This window comes from Staphylococcus sp. IVB6240 (assembly GCF_025558425.1).
GTDB lineage: Bacteria > Bacillota > Bacilli > Staphylococcales > Staphylococcaceae > Staphylococcus.
Genome location: NZ_CP094718.1, coordinates 1,920,985 through 1,941,264, shown reverse-complemented (window position 1 = coordinate 1,941,264; position 20,280 = coordinate 1,920,985). Strand labels below are relative to the sequence as shown.

General features: G+C 37.0%; 17 protein-coding genes. 11 read left to right on the top strand and 6 right to left on the bottom strand.

Annotated elements, in window-relative coordinates:
• The first annotated feature begins 448 nt into the window (after positions 1-448).
• Complete coding sequence (locus tag MUA88_RS09750) at positions 449-1,897, top strand: sucrose-specific PTS transporter subunit IIBC (protein WP_262605485.1); 1,449 nt, start codon at positions 449-451, stop codon at positions 1,895-1,897.
• Positions 1,898-1,960: 63 nt separating this feature from the next.
• Here MUA88_RS09750 and MUA88_RS09745 read toward each other — a convergent pair whose 3' ends face one another.
• A complete protein-coding gene (locus MUA88_RS09745; protein WP_262603959.1) occupies positions 1,961-2,899 on the bottom strand; it encodes a magnesium transporter CorA family protein in 939 nt (312 codons plus the stop codon).
• Positions 2,900-3,143: 244 nt separating this feature from the next.
• On the opposite strand from MUA88_RS09745, the gene MUA88_RS09740 reads away from it, so the two are divergent.
• From MUA88_RS09740 to MUA88_RS09725, 4 genes are all read left to right on the top strand, one after another.
• Entirely contained in the window at positions 3,144-4,802 is a 1,659-nt protein-coding gene (locus MUA88_RS09740) for a Na/Pi cotransporter family protein (RefSeq protein WP_262605958.1), read from the top strand.
• Between the two features lie 200 nt (positions 4,803-5,002).
• Positions 5,003-6,250 (top strand): copper resistance CopC/CopD family protein, encoded by a 1,248-nt coding sequence (locus tag MUA88_RS09735; RefSeq protein ID WP_262605484.1) that lies wholly within the window; start codon positions 5,003-5,005, stop codon positions 6,248-6,250.
• 19 nt (positions 6,251-6,269) lie between these two features.
• Positions 6,270-6,866: a YcnI family protein gene (locus MUA88_RS09730; RefSeq protein WP_481906550.1), complete on the top strand. Its 597-nt coding sequence runs from the start codon at positions 6,270-6,272 to the stop codon at positions 6,864-6,866.
• Positions 6,867-6,985: 119 nt separating this feature from the next.
• Positions 6,986-7,405 carry a DUF2871 domain-containing protein gene (locus tag MUA88_RS09725; protein ID WP_262603957.1) on the top strand — a complete coding sequence of 140 codons (420 nt, stop codon included), beginning with the start codon at positions 6,986-6,988 and terminating at the stop codon, positions 7,403-7,405.
• A 43-nt stretch (positions 7,406-7,448) separates the two neighbouring features.
• Here the strand turns inward: MUA88_RS09725 and MUA88_RS09720 are convergent, their stop codons facing one another.
• Together MUA88_RS09720 and MUA88_RS09715 are read right to left on the bottom strand one after the other, a co-directional pair.
• A complete protein-coding gene (locus MUA88_RS09720; RefSeq protein WP_262603956.1) occupies positions 7,449-8,477 on the bottom strand; it encodes an NAD(P)/FAD-dependent oxidoreductase in 1,029 nt (342 codons plus the stop codon).
• 95 nt (positions 8,478-8,572) lie between these two features.
• Positions 8,573-9,568, bottom strand: a complete 996-nt coding sequence (locus tag MUA88_RS09715; RefSeq protein WP_262605483.1) for an oxidoreductase — start codon at positions 9,566-9,568, stop codon at positions 8,573-8,575.
• A gap of 161 nt (positions 9,569-9,729) precedes the next feature.
• Between MUA88_RS09715 and MUA88_RS09710 the strand changes: the two genes are divergently transcribed.
• From MUA88_RS09710 to MUA88_RS09700, 3 genes are all read left to right on the top strand, one after another.
• Entirely contained in the window at positions 9,730-10,266 is a 537-nt protein-coding gene (locus tag MUA88_RS09710; protein ID WP_262603954.1) for a GNAT family N-acetyltransferase, read from the top strand.
• A 94-nt stretch (positions 10,267-10,360) separates the two neighbouring features.
• Positions 10,361-11,011: a hypothetical protein gene (locus tag MUA88_RS09705; RefSeq protein ID WP_262605482.1), complete on the top strand. Its 651-nt coding sequence runs from the start codon at positions 10,361-10,363 to the stop codon at positions 11,009-11,011.
• A 351-nt stretch (positions 11,012-11,362) separates the two neighbouring features.
• On the top strand, positions 11,363-12,967 hold the full coding sequence (locus MUA88_RS09700) for an L-lactate permease (protein ID WP_262603952.1): 1,605 nt from the start codon (positions 11,363-11,365) through the stop codon (positions 12,965-12,967).
• A gap of 67 nt (positions 12,968-13,034) precedes the next feature.
• On the opposite strand, the gene MUA88_RS09695 is transcribed toward MUA88_RS09700, so the two are convergent.
• The gene (locus tag MUA88_RS09695) at positions 13,035-14,240 is read right to left on the bottom strand and encodes a glycosyltransferase family 4 protein (protein WP_262605481.1); all 1,206 of its coding nucleotides are present in this window, start codon (positions 14,238-14,240) and stop codon (positions 13,035-13,037) included.
• A gap of 418 nt (positions 14,241-14,658) precedes the next feature.
• Between MUA88_RS09695 and mqo the strand changes: the two genes are divergently transcribed.
• Positions 14,659-16,152: a malate dehydrogenase (quinone) gene (gene mqo, locus MUA88_RS09690; protein ID WP_262605480.1), complete on the top strand. Its 1,494-nt coding sequence runs from the start codon at positions 14,659-14,661 to the stop codon at positions 16,150-16,152.
• 66 nt (positions 16,153-16,218) lie between these two features.
• Here mqo and MUA88_RS09685 read toward each other — a convergent pair whose 3' ends face one another.
• Positions 16,219-17,586 (bottom strand): sensor histidine kinase, encoded by a 1,368-nt coding sequence (locus tag MUA88_RS09685; protein WP_262603949.1) that lies wholly within the window; start codon positions 17,584-17,586, stop codon positions 16,219-16,221.
• Positions 17,579-18,256: a response regulator transcription factor gene (locus tag MUA88_RS09680; protein ID WP_262605479.1), complete on the bottom strand. Its 678-nt coding sequence runs from the start codon at positions 18,254-18,256 to the stop codon at positions 17,579-17,581. Before MUA88_RS09680 ends, MUA88_RS09685 begins: the two co-directional genes overlap by 8 nt.
• 250 nt (positions 18,257-18,506) lie before the next feature.
• Here MUA88_RS09680 and MUA88_RS09675 point away from each other — a divergent pair, with 250 nt between their 5' ends.
• Positions 18,507-19,571 carry an ABC transporter permease gene (locus MUA88_RS09675; RefSeq protein ID WP_262605478.1) on the top strand — a complete coding sequence of 355 codons (1,065 nt, stop codon included), beginning with the start codon at positions 18,507-18,509 and terminating at the stop codon, positions 19,569-19,571.
• Complete coding sequence (locus MUA88_RS09670) at positions 19,568-20,239, top strand: ABC transporter ATP-binding protein (protein WP_262605477.1); 672 nt, start codon at positions 19,568-19,570, stop codon at positions 20,237-20,239. The genes MUA88_RS09675 and MUA88_RS09670 overlap by 4 nt, the downstream gene beginning before the upstream one ends.
• The last annotated feature ends 41 nt before the right edge of the window (positions 20,240-20,280 follow it).

Here is a 20,280-nt window from a genome sequence, read left to right as displayed (position 1 = left end):
GAAAATATAGACATATAAAGTGATAGGAAGACAATGGTAAGTGGAAACATAGTTAAAGAAATGAAATAAATGATTGAAGTAAGGTAGTTAAAAAATAGATGAAAGTAAAAAAATAGAGATATTAAAGTTAAAAAATAACATTCATTGTGAGAGGTGTTTCATTTTATTAAGCAAAGCATATTGCGTAAATAAATGTTCTAAAAGTTTCAAAATAGAGTGTATATACTATAACACGGAACAAATGTTCTGTAAACAAGAATGCACATTCGCTTTATGACTAATTTTTTAACAATAATTAAAAAATTCACTAATTCAAAAAAATAGGATTGATTATATAGTCGTTATTGATTAAAATGAGGTTAAGAAGTTTTGGCACCGGTTCCATTGTTGAAATGACGGTCATTAACTAAAATATTTATGCAGATTATTTATATATAGGAGGGATCATATGGCGTATGAAAAAGAATCCAAAATTATCTTAGATGCCATTGGTGGCAAAGATAATATTGAAGAGATGGGACATTGTTCAACGCGTTTAAGATTATCTTTAAAAGATGAGAGTATTGTAGATGAGAAGACGTTAAATGATTTAGATGTTGTAAAAGGAACTTTCTCGACATCAGATCAATACCAAATTATTATTGGATCAGGAACAGTCAATCAAGTTTACGCACAAATTAATCAATTAACAGGTGGCACTTCTCAAGCAGACGAGCAGAAAGATACAAGTGCAAAAAAAGAGAAAAAGAAAGGGAACCCATTACAAAGATTCGTTAAAATGTTATCTGACATCTTTGTACCAATCATTCCTGCCATCGTAGCAGGCGGTTTATTGATGGGTCTAAACAATATCTTTACAGCAGAAGGGATTTTTGCAGAAGGCCAATCTTTAGTGGATATGTATCCGCAGTTTGCACAATTTGCGAATATGATTAACATTTTTGCAAGTGCACCTTTCGCATTATTACCTATCTTGATTGGATTTAGTGCAGCAAAACGCTTTGGTGGTAATGCCTTCTTAGGTGCAGCATTAGGTGCCATCATGGTACACCCTGATTTAATGAACGGTTATGCTTACCCAGAAGCGATTGCCAATGGTGATCCGATTCCGAAATGGGAATTCTTAGGTTTATCAATTGCTCAAGTAGGTTATCAAGGACAAGTATTGCCAATTCTTGTATCAGCATATATTTTAGCAATGTTAGAGCGCGGATTACGTCGTATTATTCCAACAGTATTAGACAACTTATTAACACCATTATTTGCGATTCTTATTACAGCATTTGCAACATTCTTATTCGTAGGACCAATTACACGTACAATGGGTTATTGGTTAACAGACGGATTAACATTCTTGTATGAAGCGGGCGGCGCTGTTGGTGGTTTCATCTTCGGATTATTCTATGCACCAATAGTTATTACAGGTATGCACCATAGCTTTATTGCTGTTGAAACATCATTAATTGCAGAACAAGCAAAAACAGGTGGTTCATTCATCTTCCCAATCGCTGCGATGTCAAATATGGCACAAGGTGGCGCGGCGTTAGCAGCATTCTTATTAATTAAGCAAAACAAAAAATTAAAAGGTGTTGCATCTGCAGCAGGTGTATCAGCCGTATTAGGTATTACTGAACCGGCGATGTTCGGGGTTAACTTGAAGTTACGCTACCCATTCATTGGTGCTATGGTTGGATCAGCACTTGGTGCAGGATATGTAGCATTCTTCAAAGTAAAAGCAACAGCATTAGGTGCAGCAGGTATCCCAGGTGTTATCTCAATTGCACCAGGTTCTTGGACACATTACATCATCGGTATGGTGATTGCATTTGTCGGAAGTATCATTGTGACACTTGTTTTATCTAAGCAAAAGAAATATCGTAACGCAGAAGAATTATAAAAGTAGATATATAAAGAAGCGAGTAAAATCACAAAGGTTTTACTCGCTTTTATTAATTTTGTACTATAACTTGTTACTACGCCATAATAGGGTAGATGTAATCAATACAAGTGTGAAAGATATGACAATGATCACAATCCATGAAAGCGCGCTATGGTCATCGATTGGCAATGGCACATTCATACCAAAGAAACTAAAAACGAGCGTTGGTAACGTTAATAAAACGGTAAAAATCGTTAAAGTTTTCATCGTCGTATTCAGCTGGTTAGAGAGTAGTGAAGCGTATGAATTCGACATACTCTCAACAATACGTAAATAAAGTTCTGTTGTTTCTACTGCCTGTTGATGTTCATTCTGTAAATCTTCCAGAAGTTCTTCATCTTCATCAAAACGTTTGATCGCAGGAAGGCGGAAGAGCTGTCGAATCGTTGAAGAGTTTGTTTTGAGTGAAGCGAGAAAATAGACCAAACTTTTTTCAATTTCACTTAATAAATAAAGACGTGTATTTGTGACGCGTTGTTGTAAGTTATGCTCCACTTGGCGACGTTCTTTGTTTAGAAGACGTAAACTACGATTGTATTGTGCTGCCATATCATACATTAACTTTAAGGCAAACTGACTTCTATATTTTAAGTTAATAGGCTTTTGTGTGATGTGCTCTAAGTAAGGGAATGGTTTTGCACACACAGTCACAATCAAGCCTTTGCCGATAATAATACCGAGTGGCAATGTGGTAAAACTTTTAAGTTTATATTTGCCAGTTTTAGTAATGGGTAGGTCACTGATAATGAGTGAGTAGCCACTTTCATCATCATATTCAATACGTGAACTTTCTTCGCTGTCGAGCGCATCTTCAAGGAAGTCTTTTGGAAAACCATATGTTTGAATTAAGGATTGCACTTCTTCTTGTGTCGGTTTGACCACATTCAGCCACTGAGCATCTTGCCATGAATCAGCTGTAATGACTTCAAGTGCATCATTGTTTCGATATGCTGTAATCATAAATTATCTCCTTTGTTTCAAATGAATACTACTATCATACGCTTTTTTGGTCATAAAAAATACAAAACCCTCAAAATAAATACTATAGAATCTCAACTTGATATGCATAAAGATTAAATTAAAATAAAATTCACATCATCTTAACATTAAATTTACAATTATCCGTCATACTTTGAGATGTAATAAATATGAAGAAATTGTTAAAAATTTAAAAGACATAAATTTTAGAGGTGAAATCATGGAAATGTCAATTACACAAGTCATCTTCTCATTTTTAGGAGGACTTGGTATTTTCCTTTATGGGTTGAAGGTAATGGGAGACGGTTTACAAGCTTCTGCTGGAGATCGTTTACGTGACATCTTAAATAAGTTTACATCTAATCCATTGCTAGGTGTATTAGCAGGGATGATCGTTACAATTTTAATACAAAGTAGTTCAGGGACAACTGTCATAACAATTGGTCTTGTAACAGCAGGATTCATGACATTAAAACAAGCGATTGGTGTGATCATGGGGGCGAATATCGGGACAACTGTGACAGCCTTCATTATCGGTATTGACCTAGGTGAATATGCGATGCCAATCTTAGCAATTGGTGCCTTTTTAATCTTCTTCTTTAAGAAGTCTAAAATTCAAAATATCGGACGTATTCTATTTGGTTTCGGTTCACTTTTCTTTGGTCTAGAGTACATGGGTGGTGCCGTAAAACCATTAGCTGAATTAGATGGTTTTAGACAGATTATGCTTGATATGTCTGCAAACCCAGTATACGGTATTTTAGCAGGTGTTGGATTGACAGCGCTTGTACAAAGTTCAAGTGCGACAATCGGGATCCTTCAAGAGTTCTATGGTCAAGGTTTAATAGAACTTCAAGGTGCGATTCCAGTCTTATTAGGAGACAATATTGGGACGACGATTACAGCTGTCTTAGCAAGTTTGGCAGGTTCATTAGCAGCGAAACGTGCGGCATTTGTACACGTTATTTTCAACGTAATCGGTGTAATTATCTTCTCACTCTTCTTGCCATTGGTGATTCACGCAGTTGACTTTATACAAGAGGCGTGGAATTTAAAACCAGCCATGGCAATCGCCTTTGCGCACGGTGCATTTAACGTAACGAATACATTGATTCAATTGCCATTTGTAGGCGTACTTGCATGGATCGTAACGAAAATTGTACCAGGAAAAGACATTACTGAAGAATATAAACCGCAACACTTGAATCATGACCTTGTATATCATGCACCAAGTGTAGCATTACAAGAAACACAAAAAGAATTACAGAATGTTGGGCGTATCGTTCAAACAATGTTAGATGACGTTCATCATACAGATGCAATTGATAAGAAGTTTTTAAAACAAATTGAACAAAAACATCAAGCGGTTGAGACGATTACGGATAGTATTAGAAGTTATCTTGTTCGTATTTCAACAAAAGATGTTAATAAAAAAGATGTTGAGCGTTTAGCTGTTATGTTAGATGTTAATCGTACAGTCTTAAAAGTATCAAATCGTATTAAAGAATATATCGACCTCATTGATCGTCAGAAGCAGAAAGATATCAATCTGACAGAAGATGCACAAAAGGGTATTGATAAGCTATTTACATTCGTTGAGGAATCATTTGATAAAGCCTTAGAAACACTTGATGTTTATGATACGACGAAGAAGGATGAAGTGGCAGCACGTAGCCAAGAAGCCTTTACAATTGAACATAAGTTACGTAAAGACCATATCAAACGTCTTAACCGTGGTGTATGTTCAACAGATGGTGGTTTACTATATGTTGATATGATCGGCGTATTAGAACGTATCGGATACAACTCACGTAATATTTCAGAAGCGATGGTTGGATTGAATGATGACGTAGTTGTAGATGAAGAAGAAACAGTGACAACTTAATACCAGTGTGAGAAAACACCTTTCAACAAACCAAGTGTTTGGCTGAAAGGTGTTTTTATGTTGAGCATGTTCAATAGTGAGTACGTTGTATATTGCGTTTGATATTATAATTCTATTACTTTTTTCAAGATTTATTGTTTTTATTATCAGCTTTGGTAGAATCGTATAAGTAATAAATGATGCAATGAAGTAGGAAAGTGATGAATATAGCAAGACGTACATTAACGATATGGGGTGTACTGCTCGCCACTTTCATTATCATCGGTGGATGTTTTAATAGCGCATCTTCACATGTGTCTTTAGAGAATCATCAACCATCAAAAGATGAAGTGGTATCAACAGCACCCAGTGAGATTAAGTTGAAGTTTAGTGAACCAGTGAATGTACGCTATGCTGGCGTTAAGCTCTATAATGATAAAGGACATCAAGTGGCGCAACTTCACTCAGACGAAAAAGGGTATTCAGATACAGTCACTTTTCAAACGAAAGAACAAGATGAAGGAACATACGCAGTCAAATGGCAAGCTGTTTCTCCAGATGGTCATGAAGTTTCAGGCCAGTATCATTTCTCGATTGGAACGCAAACGACAAAGCATATTGATGTTTCAAAACCATTCTATGCAGATGCCTATTGGTGGTTCGGAGTATTGCGCTTTTTGATGCAAAGCAGTGTCTTACTGTTGACTGGATTATACATAGTGAATCGTATTATGGGACATGCGGGTGCACCAACTTTTGATGTGATACCTAAACATCGCAGTATCGCATGGCTGTTAATCATGTTGATTGGAATCACGACACTTGTTTATATGATGACATTATCAAGTAGTGCCATTCAACAAATACTTTGCCTTGATTTAACAACATGGCTGTCGTTTCCGTTTCTTCTTGCGATGTGTGCATTGGCGATTACAATCGTATTATTTACACTTAAGCAGATGGAGTCGATTTGGTATGATGCAATGCCTGTTTTTATCTTTATCAGTTTAGCGGGTTCTGGTCATGTTTGGGCGCAAGATATCCCTTTATATGCCTTGTTATTACGAGCGTTACACTTAGCATCAATTGCGTTATGGTTAGGCAGCTTTATCTATCTTTTTGCATATATACGTTCACGTCAACAACATTCATATGTGCTGATTCTAAGAGATGTCTTATTTAAAACAAATTTAGGTGCAGTGATCGTGATTATTGTAACAGGTATTTTGATGTCGATTGATGCAACATCGATTCATGCAATTGTGACACAGCAGACAACGTATAGTGGCTTATGGTTTGGAAAAATCATATTAACGATTATCCTCATGTTGTTAGGTGCTGCGCAAACCTTTTGGGCAATGAATAAACAACGTCGTATTCATGAGCCATTGTTATATTTCGAAGTACTAATGGGACTTTTACTTATTTTAGCAGGGGTTATTATGAGTCAAATCGCAACACCATTATAAAAGAATAGGGAGCAAAATAATGAAGTTAAATAAATTGATCGCAAGTCTTGCATTTGTAACTATGACAACAGTTGGAACGATGCATGTCGCAGAAGCACATGTGACGTTGAATCCACAAGTGAGTGAACCGGGTTCATATGAGGAATATAGTGTACGTGTACCTGTAGAACGTGAGGACCAAACAGTAAAGTTAGAGCTAGAAGTACCTCGAGGTGTGTCATTATCAACGGTTGCACCCGTACAAGGTTTTAAACATGAATTCCAAAAGGATAAGCAAGGCAATATTGAAAAAGTAACATGGACGGCAACAGACAAAGGGATCGGACCAAATGAACATGTAGACTTTCCTATTGTTGTTGCAAACCCAGATGAAGCGGGTAAATTCAAATGGAAAGCCATTCAAACATATAAAGATGGGACAGTTGTGAAATGGACGGACGAGAATGAAGATAGTGAAACACCTGCACCGATTACTGAAGTGAAACCGATCGATACTGAAAAAGAAGCACCATCAACAGGTGGTCAAACGGCATTATGGATCGTTTCAATTCTTGCATTAATTGTGTCGACAGTGGCATTATTTAAACATCGAAATCTTACGAAAACTGACAAGTAATTGACATTGACAGTGTCTGGATAAATAAGGATAATGATACGTGAAATCACACAGGAGATTGGGACGCTTTTTAACATTGATGTTCCAGATCCCTTGTATAATATGGAGTGTGTTACCACATGAAAAGAATTCTATATGCCTTTATGTTTTATACAGTACTTGGCTTGTTTAGTGGCTTTGGTTATCGAGAATTGACGTTACATTATAACTTTACAGGCGACACACAAATGAGTGTCATGCATACACACTTATTGACTCTAGGAATGTTTGTGTTCTTAATACTCATTTCTATTGAAAAGCTATTCAAAATTAGTAGCTACTATTTATTCAATTGGTTTTATATTATTTATAACCTTGGTGTCATTGTAACAGTGAGTATGCAATTTGCTAAAGGTTTCATGCAAATTTCAGGTCAAGAGGTACCAGCATCATTCTCAGGTTTTGCTGGAATCGGCCATGTGATTATAACAGCAGGATTCCTACTGTTATTCTTCTTATTACGTCAAGCTATTCTAAAAGAACCACGAGATGCAGAATAATAAAAATGTGTGACATCCCAATTCGGAGGATGTCACACATTTTTTATGATGGTAAATATTTTTTGTTTGCTTCTCTAAATACTTCATTATGACTTGAGACAAAGCCATCTTTAGGTGCTTCAGGATCAATATATTGTTTAGCACTATTTGCAGCATGTGCACCATCGCTAATAGCACTTGCGATAAGATGTACTTTTGCAGGGTGTTGAACGATATCCCCACAAGCAAAAACACCAGGAACAGTTGTAGAAGAATTTCCTTGACCTGCAATAAAGTATTCATCGATTAAATCGATATCCAAATCAACATCATACAGTAGGCTCAAGTCTCTTTCAAAGCCATGGCTAATAATCACTTCATCCACTTTGATAGCAGTATTTGCCCCGGACTCAGTGTTTTCTAATACGACTTCATCAATCGTATTTTGATCGTCATCTGTATTATTAAGTTGGATAATCTTATGGTTTGGCATTTTCTTCACATCAAGTGATTGAAGAATGTCGTCCATCGCTTCATGACCTGAAATATCTTTTTTTCGATAGACGAGCGTCACACTTTTCGCATAGTTAGATAAGTCTCTCGCCCAGTCCAATGCCGCATTTCCAGCACCAGAAATAAGAATATCTTTATTTTTGAAGTGTTCATACTTTTGTACGACGTAATGCAAGTTCGTTAATTCAAAGCGTTCAGCACCAGCAATATTAAGAGATTGCGGTTTGATAATGCCGCCACCGATAGCGAGGATGACTGATCGAGAGGTAAAGGAAGTGCCATCTTCTGTGATAATTTCAAAGTGTTGTTCATCAAGTTTTTTAATATCAACAACTTTTGTATTGAGACAAACTTCTGGATTAAAGTGAAGACCTTGTTGAATCATATCTTGAATAATCTCGTAGCTCGTTTTAGGTGCGATGCCACCGATATCCCAAATAATTTTTTCAGGATAGAGTTGCATTTTACCACAGAGACGAGGTTGAACATCAATCAAACGGACAGACATGCCGCGTAACCCAGCGTAAAAGCTTGCGAAGAGACCAGATGGGCCGCCACCAATGATCGTTAAATCTTTCATAACTAGACACCTCTCACATCATTATTACATTCATTATCTTACAAATGATAATGAATATCAATGAGTACCCTTTAAATCGATATAAAAGTGATATTCTATTTGTGCGATCCACTCATATCAATGACAATACGGCCGTGATGTGTTGGTTCTTTGAAAGCTTCAATAGCTTCTGGAAGTTTATCAAAAGGCACAACATGTTTCATTTCATGAAGGTGGTTAGGTTTTAAATCCGTTGATAGTCGATGCCAAATTTCTTGACGGTCAGACATGGGTGTATAGACAGAGTCGATGCCAATCAGACGAACCCCACGTAAAATAAATGGAAAAACAGAACCATCAAAGGTAGCTCCACTGGCATTTCCGCTCACGGCAACGGCACCTGAAGGGTGAACACGCTTGAGTACTTCAGCAAGAGAAGCGCCACCCACTGGGTCAATGGCACCTTGCCATTCTGTTTTATGCAGTGCCTTTAGTGTGACATCGTCAATGCGTGATATGATCTGATCGGCGCCAAGCATTTTAAGTGTATCCACATATGTCTTATTACCAGAACTTGCGACAATCTCATAACCACGGCGTTGTAACATCATGATTGCCATGCTACCGACACCACCAGAAGCCCCACGCACTAAGATGGGTCCTTTTTCTGGTGTTGATCCATTTTGTTCGAGTGCATTGACAGATAGGGCAGCCGTGTATCCCGCTGTTCCAATAATCATGGCTTCTTCAAGTGTTAGGCCATCTGGTAATGGCACGAGCCAATCACCTTTAACACGTGCGACTTCGCTAAAGCCACCATCATGAGCAACGCCGATATCATAGCCTGTTGCCAATACCTGATCTCCTTTTTGGAAACGGGGATGTTGGGAATCAATCACTGTGCCTGAAAAGTCGATACCGGGAATTCTTGGATATTGACGAATAATTTTATTATGTGGTTGTGTTGCGAGCATATCTTTATAGTTGATGCTTGAATAATGAACACGTACGATCACATCGCCTTCAGATAAGTCTTCCGTTGTTAAAGTTTGATAAGCAGGTGTCAGACCTTCTTCGGTTTCTGTTAAAACAAATGATTTAAAAGTAGTCATTGTCAAAACCTCCTTGTTATTTTTAGGAGCTATCTTATTTATTGTTGTATTTTAAAATAAAGTCTCACTGTACGACTTCACTATATCAGCGTTTTAAAGATTGTTGCAAATAAAGGGGTGATTAGGTTATAACTAAAGTGACAGGGCCAGGAGGGATTGAGATGGACTATCGTTTTGAACGCGTAACACCAGATGATGTACATCTACTGCGTCGTGTGAGTTTAGAAACGTTTGAAGATGCATATCGTGAAGGAATGGAAGACGACCAATACTTTCAAGATTATTGTGATTCAGCATTTTCTAACGATACATTAACTCAAGAAATCAAAAACCCAGAATCACAATTTTATCTGCTTGTTGTAGAGGGTAAAGTGGCTGGATATTTTAAAGTGAATGTAGGAAAGGCACAAACGGTTGATAAAGGTGATCAGTATGCTGAAATTCAGCGCATTTATCTATATGAAACCTACCACGGTCAACGTCTAGGACAGTTAATGTTTGATCAAGCACTAAAGATTGCCAGAGACCAAGGGAAGACAGCCATTTGGTTAGGTGTATGGCCAGAGAATCGTCAAGCCATTCATTTTTACCGTAAACAAGGCATGACAAAAACAGGGACAGTAGATTTTGTTATGGGAGATTTGATTGAAGAAGATGATCTAATGGAGATGCCAATTCTAGGAGATAATGATTCATAGTTAGTTGACCTAGTAGAAAGATCGTTGGTTATGTCACTGAAAAAGTGTAAGATAAAGATAAGTAATGCATATAAATAACTTGGAGGTAATATTTATGAAAAGATTATTCGCCAGCTTTTTTGCATTTGCACTTGTATTAGCAGCATGTTCAAACGATGATAGTTCCAGTGATTCAAACAACAAAGAGAAGCAACAAGAAACGAAAATGGAACAGAAACAAGAAAAAACAGCAAAGAATAATGACAAATCAGCAACATCAAAAGAAAAAGAAAATCAGTCAGCTGAAGGGCAAAAAGAGGACGCCACGACTGAGCAAGAGAATGCTGAAACACAACAAGCATCCGAACAGGCTACACAGACAAATGAACAAGTCACAGATAATACGGTGGCTCAAGGTAGCAATCAGCAGGCAGAACAACAAACAGCAGTAACAAATAGTACGGCACCTTATCAAGGTCAGAATGTTGTGCCAGTCGCACAAAATCTTGTACGTCAGCCATTGAATGACCAACAAGCACAACAGTTATTACCAGATTTTCAAGTTGCTTTACAAAATGCCACTGCCGAAGTGAATCAATTCAATGGGTATGATAATCCATATAATGATTACGCTGTAGAAGGTGAAGATGGTTATTATATGTATGTGTTTAGCTTTTTGAATCAAGAGAATCCAGGAACATACATGATTGTAACAGTCGATAAAACAGGACAAGCCAAAGTTGTAGATCCGGCATATCGTCAATAATAATAAAGAGAGGTTTGGGCATGATACCTAAACCTCTCTTTCATTTTGCAATTAATGATTTAGGACATCAAACTAGAATATTGCTATTTTTCAAAAACAATGAAATTTTAGAAACTTAACATGAAAAATTCCCATTGTTGTATTCAATAAAAATATTGTAGAATAAATAACCTGACCCCAAAACATTTACTTATATAAGTTTTATAAATAAGAAAAATTTTTATTTATTATAAAAAAATCGCGTTAACGTATTGATTTATTAAAGTGGACGTGGTATATTCTTCATGTGAAATAAATCACAAGAAAGTTTATTTCAAGTAAGTAAAAAAATATTAAAGGTAGATGAAAGAGATGTTAGTACATTCATTTGATCCATTCCAAAATCTTGCACTATCTGCATTAGTAGCAAGTATCCCAATCTTTTTATTTTTACTCTGTTTAACAGTGTTTAAGATGAAGGGGATTTATGCAGCGTTAACCACTCTAGTAGTAACAATCGTCGTTGCATTATTCGTGTTTAAACTACCAGTAGGTGTAGCAACTGGTGGGGTAATAGAAGGTTTTTATCAAGGTATTTTACCTATCGGCTTTATCGTTATGATGGCTGTATGGTTGTATAAAGTAACCGTTGCAACTGGTCAATTCTCAGTTATTCAAGATAGTATTACTACAATTTCTGAAGACCAACGAATTCAATTATTATTAATAGGTTTCTGTTTCAACGCTTTCTTAGAAGGGGTTGCAGGATTTGGTGTACCAATTGCAATCTGTGCGGTATTACTTGCTCAATTAGGTTTTGAACCATTAAAAGCTGCAATGCTTTGTCTTGTAGCAAACGGTGCTGCAGGTGCATATGGTGCCATTGGTTTACCAGTAGCTGTTATTGATACATTAAGCTTGCACGGTAACATCACAGCATTAGATGTTGCACGTTCATTAAACTATAGCTTACCAATCCTTTCAATCTTTGTACCATTCTTATTAATCTTTATCTTAGATGGTTTTAAAGGAATTCGTGAAACATTACCAGCAATTATTGCAACAATCGTTCCTTTCGTTGTATTACAAATTCTTTTAAGTTACGTTCAAGGTCCGGAATTAATCGATATCTTACCACCATTAGCATCTATGGCTACATTGGCATTAGTATCTAAGAAATTCCAACCTAAAAATATCTTCCGCTTAAATGCTGATGAACCAACTGTAGAAGTAAAACATCACAGTGCGAAAGAAGTTTTATATGCTTGGAGCCCATTCGGTATCCTTACAGTACTTGTACTTATCTGGAGTACAAAAGCGTTCAAAGGTTTATTCATGGAAGGTGGCGCTTTAGAATTCTTAACAGTTAAGATTCCACTTGCGTTCTCAATGAATGATGTTTCAAATGAACCGATTACACTATTGTTCAACTTATTGAATCAAACAGGAACAGCATTATTAATTACTGGTATTATCACAGTACTTTTAGCTAAATCAGTTAATTTCAAACGTGCAGGTGAATTACTTGCAGAAGCATTTAAAGAATTATGGTTACCAATTTTAACAATCTGTATGATTTTAGCAATTGCGAAGTTAACAACTTATGGTGGTTTAACAGCAGCAATGGGTGAAGGTGTTTCTAAAACAGGCGCAATCTTCCCATTCTTATCACCTATCTTAGGTTGGATTGGTGTATTTATGACAGGATCTGTTGTAAATAACAACGCACTTTTCGCACCAATTCAAGCATCTGTAGCACCTCAAGTAGGTACAAGTGGTGCACTTCTAGTTGGTGCTAACACAGCAGGTGGTGCGATTGCGAAATTGATTTCCCCTCAATCAATTGCGATTGCAACAGCAGCCGTAAAAGAAGTTGGTAAAGAATCACAATTATTAAAAATGACATTAAAATATAGTGCTGGTTTATTAGTTATCTGGTGTATTTGGACATTCATCCTTTCATTATTGATTAGCTAATAAATAGCAAACCAATAAAGCGTCCGTCTTTCTCTAAATAAATAGGAGAGATGGACGCTATTTTTGATTAGAATGATTGATCAAGGGTATCAATGATATGTTTAAACTGTTTATAAATCTTTTCGGGCGCATGTGCTGCAACGGTATCATAGCCAGCTATTCTAACCTCTTTAAGAAGCCGACCATGTAAGTTTTGTAGTACATCTAACAATTGTAGACTCAGTTTTTCCGCATCTCCATATGGTACAAGGAAACCATTTTTAGCATGGTTAATGAGTGTGGAAGGACCGACATTCCCATCAAAACTTACCGTAATACTCCCTTGGTTCATCGCTTCTAAAATCGTCATACCAAAACCTTCGTTACGAGATGGAATACAGGTCACTTTACTTTCAGCGATATATGTACTCAACTGTTGTGTAGTAGGACGAAGGAAAATGATATCTTGTAGCTGTAGATAATTAATTGTTTGGTTGAGTGCTTCCTTTTCTTTACCATCTCCAAATATTTGAACGGTATAGCCCTCTTCTCTCAAATCTCTTTGAATGTAATAAATGGCTTCGATTAACAAATCAAATCCTTTTTCGTATTCAAAGCGACCTGCTGCGATAATTTGATTTTTCTTCATCATATTATAACGTTTATCGGAAATCATATTAGGGATTACAAAGATAGGTGTTTCGGGTAATGCATGTTGATATGTTGATTGATCTTGTGATGTGAGTGTTGTCAGTGCGTCTAAGTGGACATAGTTTTGTAATATTTCCTGACGATAGTCATCCTCATATGCGGTGAAGTTCATATGTTCCATACCAATATGATATTGATGTGGATTGGCGTATCTGGAAATGAAAATATTTAAACTTGCCCGTGTCCCCACGATAACGTCAGATGTATCTTGATGTAAGGCACGGAATAGCTTACGTTCGATATAGCTCGAGTAATGTTTATAATCTGGCTCAAATTTTGTGAGATATTTTGGTTTTAATAAAGGTGTGCATGTACGAATATATTTGGTAGATAAAGATATTAGATTACGTATTTTTAATTGATCGTTGATGAGTGAGACAGTTTTAATACGGTGGTCTAATTCAAAATAAGGTTGCTTATTAGATTGGAAGATGGAAATGATTTTTACAGGATGACCTTGTCGTACAAGCTCGTTAGCGATATTGCTAATTGCTTTGACGGCACCATCCATAGCATACATATTATGCACTAAGAATGTAACAGACTTCATGATGCATCCCTCAATATCGTTCTTTTTGCTCATTATAGCACAAGATATGTGAGTATATCTGTACTGAGAAGTATGTGAGAGATATTCACTTATTATAAAAATACGATAATTAAGTGGGCTGATTGAAGTGTCTAGTTATTTTCAAAGGAATTAGTATACAAGATGTTTGCACATTTCCTTTATCTACAAATACATTAAATATAAATTTTAGAAGTAAGCGCTTTTTTCTTATGGTTTTTAGGGGTATAATTAGATTATTAAGTATTTAAATATTCATTGCACTATAGGTGATAGAGACAAGAACCACGTTGTCATCTATAAAGTATGTGAAGCAGCAGATTGTGAAAATGGGATATACCTATTTTTGCCAGGGAGACAATCAAACTTTGAACAGCGATGGTTTTTGTGTCACGATAAAAAATGAACAAACGAAAAGGGGGACTGGATTGTTATGAACAATTTGCATAACAAGACAGATGTTGTGCTCATCGGTGGCGGTGTTATGAGTGCGACGTTAGGTATGTTGTTAAAAGAAGTACAACCAGATTGGGAGATTAGTGTGTTTGAGCGCCTTGATAAGTGTGCTGAGGAAAGTTCAAATGCATGGAACAACGCAGGAACAGGGCATTCTGCATTGTGTGAACTCAACTATACAAAAGAACAAGCGGATGGGTCAGTTGACATTACAAAAGCCATCCATATCAACGAACAATTCCAAGTATCTAAACAATTTTGGGCACATCTTGTAAAAACAGGACAACTGCCTGAACCTGAAAAGTTTATTCGTTCTGTTCCACACATGAGCTTTGTGATGGGAACAGATAATGTACGATTTTTGAAAGCACGTGTAGAAGCACTTAAAAATAACAATCTATTCAAAAATATGACGATTTCTGATGAACCTGAAACTTTGAAAAAATGGGTACCTCTTATGATGGAAGGGCGTCAAAATCAAACAACACCAATTGCAGCAACTCGTGACCATTCAGGGACAGATGTGAACTTTGGTTCGTTAACAAGCCAATTGCTGACACGTATAGAAGAACGTGGTGGCGGTGTGTATTATGAACATGAAGTATTAGACTTGAAACAGAATAATGATAAGACTTGGACAGTTAAGATTCGTGACATTCAAGAAGATAAGGTATTCACGGTCGTTTCTAAATTCGTGTTCATCGGTGCAGGTGGCGCGAGTTTACCACTTTTACAAAAGACAGGTATCCCAGAGTCAAAACATGTCGGTGGTTTCCCAGTCAGTGGCTTATTCCTTGTTTGTAAAAATCCAGAAGTTGTTGAAAAACATCATGCGAAAGTATACGGGAAAGCCAAAGTCGGTGCCCCACCAATGTCAGTACCTCATTTAGATACGCGTTACATTGATGGAGAACGTACATTATTATTTGGACCGTTCGCTGGTTTCTCACCAAAATTCTTAAAACAAGGTTCATATTTCGACCTTATCAAGTCAGTGAAACCAAACAACCTACTAACAATGCTTGCAGCAGGTGCCAAAGAAATGCCACTTACAAAATATTTAGTGCAACAACTCATGTTATCTAATGATGAACGTATGGATGATTTACGTGAGTTTGTGCCAAATGCGAAAAATGAAGACTGGCGTGTTGTCGTTGCAGGTCAACGTGTTCAAGTTATTAAAGACACTGCCAAAGGAAAAGGGACATTGCAATTCGGTACAGAAGTGATTGCATCTAAAGATGGTACATTAGCAGCGTTACTTGGTGCGTCACCAGGTGCATCAACAGCAGTACCTGTTATGTTAGATGTGATGCAACGTGCTTTTGGTAAGTCATTCCCTGATTGGCAACCAAAAATTAAAGAAATGGTCCCATCATTCGGTACAAAACTAAGTGATGATGATGCATTATATGAAAAAGTGAATAAAGACGTTGTAAAATATTTACAACTCGATTCTGAAGCGAAATAATAATAAAAGCCATTGGCATACGAAAGTATCGGTGATTCCGACATCTTTCAGCCAATGGCTTTTTTTCTATGGAATGGGTAATGTCATCGTAAATGTGGTCCCTAATTCTGGTGTACTTTGCACTTTAATGGTCCCGTGATGACGTTCAATAATCGATTGTGAAATCGCTAAACCAAGGCCATTACTATCAGTATGTGATGAAGCTTTATAGAAACGTTCAAAAATATGTGATACCGTTTCTTCATCCATTCCAGGACCATCATCTTCAACAGTAATCACGATTTGATCCGTCTGTTGTGATAACGTGATGTCAATCATGCCATACTCGGGTGTATATTTAATCGCATTGCGAATGATATTTCCAATCGCTTGTGTAAGAAGCCGTTGATTTCCTTGATAAGAGACATCAGCCAGTTCATAGATCATACTGAGTGACTTTTGTTCAATGGTATAACGCTCATTAGATACAATATCTTTGATAAGTGTATCTAATTGGAATGATTCATCAAATTGCAAATGGCCACCATTATCCATCTCTGATAAAAGCAAGAGCTGTTGTGTTAACTGGCTCAAACGGTGTGTTTCGTTATAAATACGTTCAATATATTGATTTTGACTTTCTTTATTCGATTCATTTTGCAGCTGATTCAGCAAGTGATGAATATGTGTTAAAGGTGTTTTAAATTCATGAGATACATTTTGAACGAAGTGCTGGCGCATGTCGTCCAACTGTTTGAGCGACACACGCATCGTATCGAAATGTTGTTGTAACGTTCCAATCTCATCTGTACGTGTCACTTGGATAGGTGTTGTAAAATCGCCGGCCATCATGCGTTCTGTAGCTGTTTTCAATGCTTTGACAGGTTTCACCAAAGCGTAAGTAGACCAAATAACCAGTAAGATTGAGAAAATCACGAGAAGTATTAACAATACAACTAAGAAATAGCGAAATTCTCCTAGTAAATAATTAATATCTGGACGTATAAAAACAGCGTAGTTTCCAGAAGTCGTTTGAAATCGTGTTCCAACCGTATTACGTGATTCATTGTCAAAAAAGCCAGTAATCGCAGGGTTAAAGGGACGTTCACGAATCCCATGATAATCTTCTCCTGCAAGGACACGATCAATTGTTTGAGGACTTAAATTATATTTTCGGAATGATGCACCATAATGTTTAACATGATGTTGTTCATCGACAGCAATCACTTGATAATTTAAGTCGCCGAGTAAGCTTAAATATTGAGAAAAAGATGCTTCATTATGCACATTATCAGTACTATTTGCACGTTGTAACGTTGTCATGACTTTGACGTCATTCTGTTCTTTAAGGACAAAGTGATAGTACACATTCGTGATAAGAAAACTTGCCAGCGCACTAATCAACATAACGGTCAATGTGTAGAAAGCAAGGCGATAATAGAGTGATTTAAACATGATCTGTCACCCGATAACCAACACCACGCAATGTTTCAATGTGAATCGTTGCACCGAGCTTTTTTAAGCGTTGGCGCAAACGTTTAACATGCACATCCACCGTCCGCGTATCCCCTTCGTAGTCAAATCCCCAAATCTTAGTAATGAGTGTTTCACGTTCAAAAACTTGTTCGGGGTATGAAATAAGTAAATTCAGCAATTCAAACTCCTTGTTCGGGAGTACGAGTACTTTAGACTCTATCTTTGTTGTCCGTTCTACTTGATTAATGATGACATTGCCCAGTTGAATTTGAGTGTTTGTCTGGATTTGATAACGTCGTAGAACTGCTTTGATGCGAAACATTAATTCTGCCACTTCAAATGGCTTTGTGACATAGTCATCTGTCCCTGCTAAAAAGGCACGTTCTTTATCACTCAGTGCATCTCGAGCAGTGAGCATAATAACGGGATAGTTATAATCATATTTCAATGTCTGGCATAGATCGAATCCATTCATACCATCCATCATCACGTCAACAATCGCAATATCAATGGCGTGATCTGCGACATAGTCAAGCGCAGACTCTGCATTGGGCTGTGTTACAGCATGATAACCTTCGCGTGTCACATGTGTCTCTACATATGACAGAATATCGGGGTCATCATCAACAATTAAACAAGTTACAGCCATACATACACCTCTTTCTTCTTTATATACATACAGCCATTCTATCACAGCAAATATCAAGTCACATAATCTGGTATGTTTCCTGGGAAATATTAAAAGAGTAGCCTACATGATCATTTTAAAAAGCATATATTCCATCCACATAGCATCTTAATCTTCTGCTTATTTCAAAAAATGTCAGAGTGTTCATATTGAGTTCATATAAGACTCGTATAGTTAAGACATGATCAGAACGAGAAGGGAGATATGAACGATGAAATTAGCGATATCAGAATTAACTTTTTATAAGTTTCGATATGCACTGATATTATTTATTGTTGTTTTATTAGCAAGCATGGTGTTATTTATTACAGGCCTTGCGCAAGGATTAGCGCGAGAAAATGTTTCGATGTTGAATGGCTTCCAATCAGAGCGTTATGTTATTCAAAAAGATTCAGAGGACTTATTGGAAAAGTCACGCTTCACACCTGAAACACAGTCAGAGATAGAAAAAGTCACTGGTGAGAAACCAATTAAAATAGCGCAAGTATCTACAAAGTTTAAAGACTACAAAGAAGACATGTTGTTCACCAATATTCCTAAAAAGGAACAACCCAAATTAAAGAAAGGGCATTACCCTCAAAGTGAACAAGAGGTTGTGTTGAACAGCAAGTTGAGTGGTGAAGGTATTCATGTTGGCGATTGGATCAAAGTACCAGAAAAAGATAAAAAATTGCAGGTAGTGGGGTTCTTTGATCATACGATGCATTCACATGCCAATGTGGCGATGATGACAGATGAAGGTCTCACAAAAGTTGCAGGAAAACAAGTAGCAACAGCGATGTATCCATTACATGATGCAAGTGATCGCACAATCAAAGATTTAGAAACTATTGATGGCGTGAAAGTTGCTTCTAAAGATGACTTAAAAGCAGCCATTCCAAGTTACCAAGCAGAACAATTACCACTGAATATGATGGTAGTCAGTCTGTTTCTAATTACAGCAATTGTATTAGCAGCCTTTTTCTATGTGATGACCATTCAAAAAACGCCAGAAATTGGTATTTTAAAGGCCGTGGGTATTAAGACCGGTCACTTATTATGGGCATTAATTCTTCAGATTTTATTTGTAACGATGCTCGGTGTATTCATCGGTATTGGATTAATTGTTGGGTTATCCATGTTTTTACCAGCAACGATGCCGTTTGTCGTAACGCCAAATATTATTATGTTGACCATTCTTATTTTTATTGTGGTCACGTTAGTCGGTGCGTTATTATCCTTTATTCACGTATATAAGATTGATCCGATAGAAGCAATAGGAGGTGGCGTTGCATGAGTTTAAAAGTTGAAAACCTCATCAAAACATTTGGACAAGGTGATACAGAAACGACCGTATTAAAAGGGTTGAATTTTGAAGTACAGCCAGGAGAATTTGTGATATTAAATGGTGCATCAGGTTCTGGGAAATCTACATTATTGACGATTCTCGGAGGGTTATTAACCCCAACTGAAGGTGCCGTCATCATTGATGATCAAGACCTTACACAAATGTCGTCAAAAGAAAGAACGGACAAACGTTTGAAAGATATTGGGTTTATATTCCAAGCATCTCATTTGTTACCGTATCTGAAAGTAAAAGAGCAATTGATTTTAGTAGGACAGGAAGCGGGGATGTCTAAAAAAGATGCAGATACCCGTGCAACGACTTTGTTGAAACAAATTGGTTTAGGTCATCGTTTAGACGCTTATCCACATATGTTATCCGGTGGTGAAAAACAACGTGTGGCAATTATGCGTGCTTGGATGAATCAACCGAAATTGTTATTGGCAGATGAGCCTACAGCTAGCTTGGATGCAAAACGTGCGATAGAAGTGGTGGATATGATTAAAGCACAAGTTCGTGATGAGCAAGCCATTGGTATCATGGTAACGCATGATGAGCGTTTGTTTGAATATGCAGATCATATCTTTTACTTAGATAGTGGCGAAATGATTCAGAAATAATATTAAAAAGGACTGTACAAATGTGGCTAGGCATTTGTATA

Coding starts and splice junctions, on each gene's coding strand:
- MUA88_RS09750 (WP_262605485.1), top strand. CDS start 449: ATGGCGTATGAAAAAGAATCCAAAATTATCTTAGATGCCATTGGTGGC.
- MUA88_RS09745 (WP_262603959.1), bottom strand. CDS start 2,899: ATGATTACAGCATATCGAAACAATGATGCACTTGAAGTCATTACAGCT.
- MUA88_RS09740 (WP_262605958.1), top strand. CDS start 3,144: ATGTCAATTACACAAGTCATCTTCTCATTTTTAGGAGGACTTGGTATT.
- MUA88_RS09735 (WP_262605484.1), top strand. CDS start 5,003: ATGAATATAGCAAGACGTACATTAACGATATGGGGTGTACTGCTCGCC.
- MUA88_RS09730 (WP_481906550.1), top strand. CDS start 6,270: ATGAAGTTAAATAAATTGATCGCAAGTCTTGCATTTGTAACTATGACA.
- MUA88_RS09725 (WP_262603957.1), top strand. CDS start 6,986: ATGAAAAGAATTCTATATGCCTTTATGTTTTATACAGTACTTGGCTTG.
- MUA88_RS09720 (WP_262603956.1), bottom strand. CDS start 8,477: ATGAAAGATTTAACGATCATTGGTGGCGGCCCATCTGGTCTCTTCGCA.
- MUA88_RS09715 (WP_262605483.1), bottom strand. CDS start 9,568: ATGACTACTTTTAAATCATTTGTTTTAACAGAAACCGAAGAAGGTCTG.
- MUA88_RS09710 (WP_262603954.1), top strand. CDS start 9,730: ATGGACTATCGTTTTGAACGCGTAACACCAGATGATGTACATCTACTG.
- MUA88_RS09705 (WP_262605482.1), top strand. CDS start 10,361: ATGAAAAGATTATTCGCCAGCTTTTTTGCATTTGCACTTGTATTAGCA.
- MUA88_RS09700 (WP_262603952.1), top strand. CDS start 11,363: ATGTTAGTACATTCATTTGATCCATTCCAAAATCTTGCACTATCTGCA.
- MUA88_RS09695 (WP_262605481.1), bottom strand. CDS start 14,240: ATGAGCAAAAAGAACGATATTGAGGGATGCATCATGAAGTCTGTTACA.
- mqo (WP_262605480.1), top strand. CDS start 14,659: ATGAACAATTTGCATAACAAGACAGATGTTGTGCTCATCGGTGGCGGT.
- MUA88_RS09685 (WP_262603949.1), bottom strand. CDS start 17,586: ATGTTTAAATCACTCTATTATCGCCTTGCTTTCTACACATTGACCGTT.
- MUA88_RS09680 (WP_262605479.1), bottom strand. CDS start 18,256: ATGGCTGTAACTTGTTTAATTGTTGATGATGACCCCGATATTCTGTCA.
- MUA88_RS09675 (WP_262605478.1), top strand. CDS start 18,507: ATGAAATTAGCGATATCAGAATTAACTTTTTATAAGTTTCGATATGCA.
- MUA88_RS09670 (WP_262605477.1), top strand. CDS start 19,568: ATGAGTTTAAAAGTTGAAAACCTCATCAAAACATTTGGACAAGGTGAT.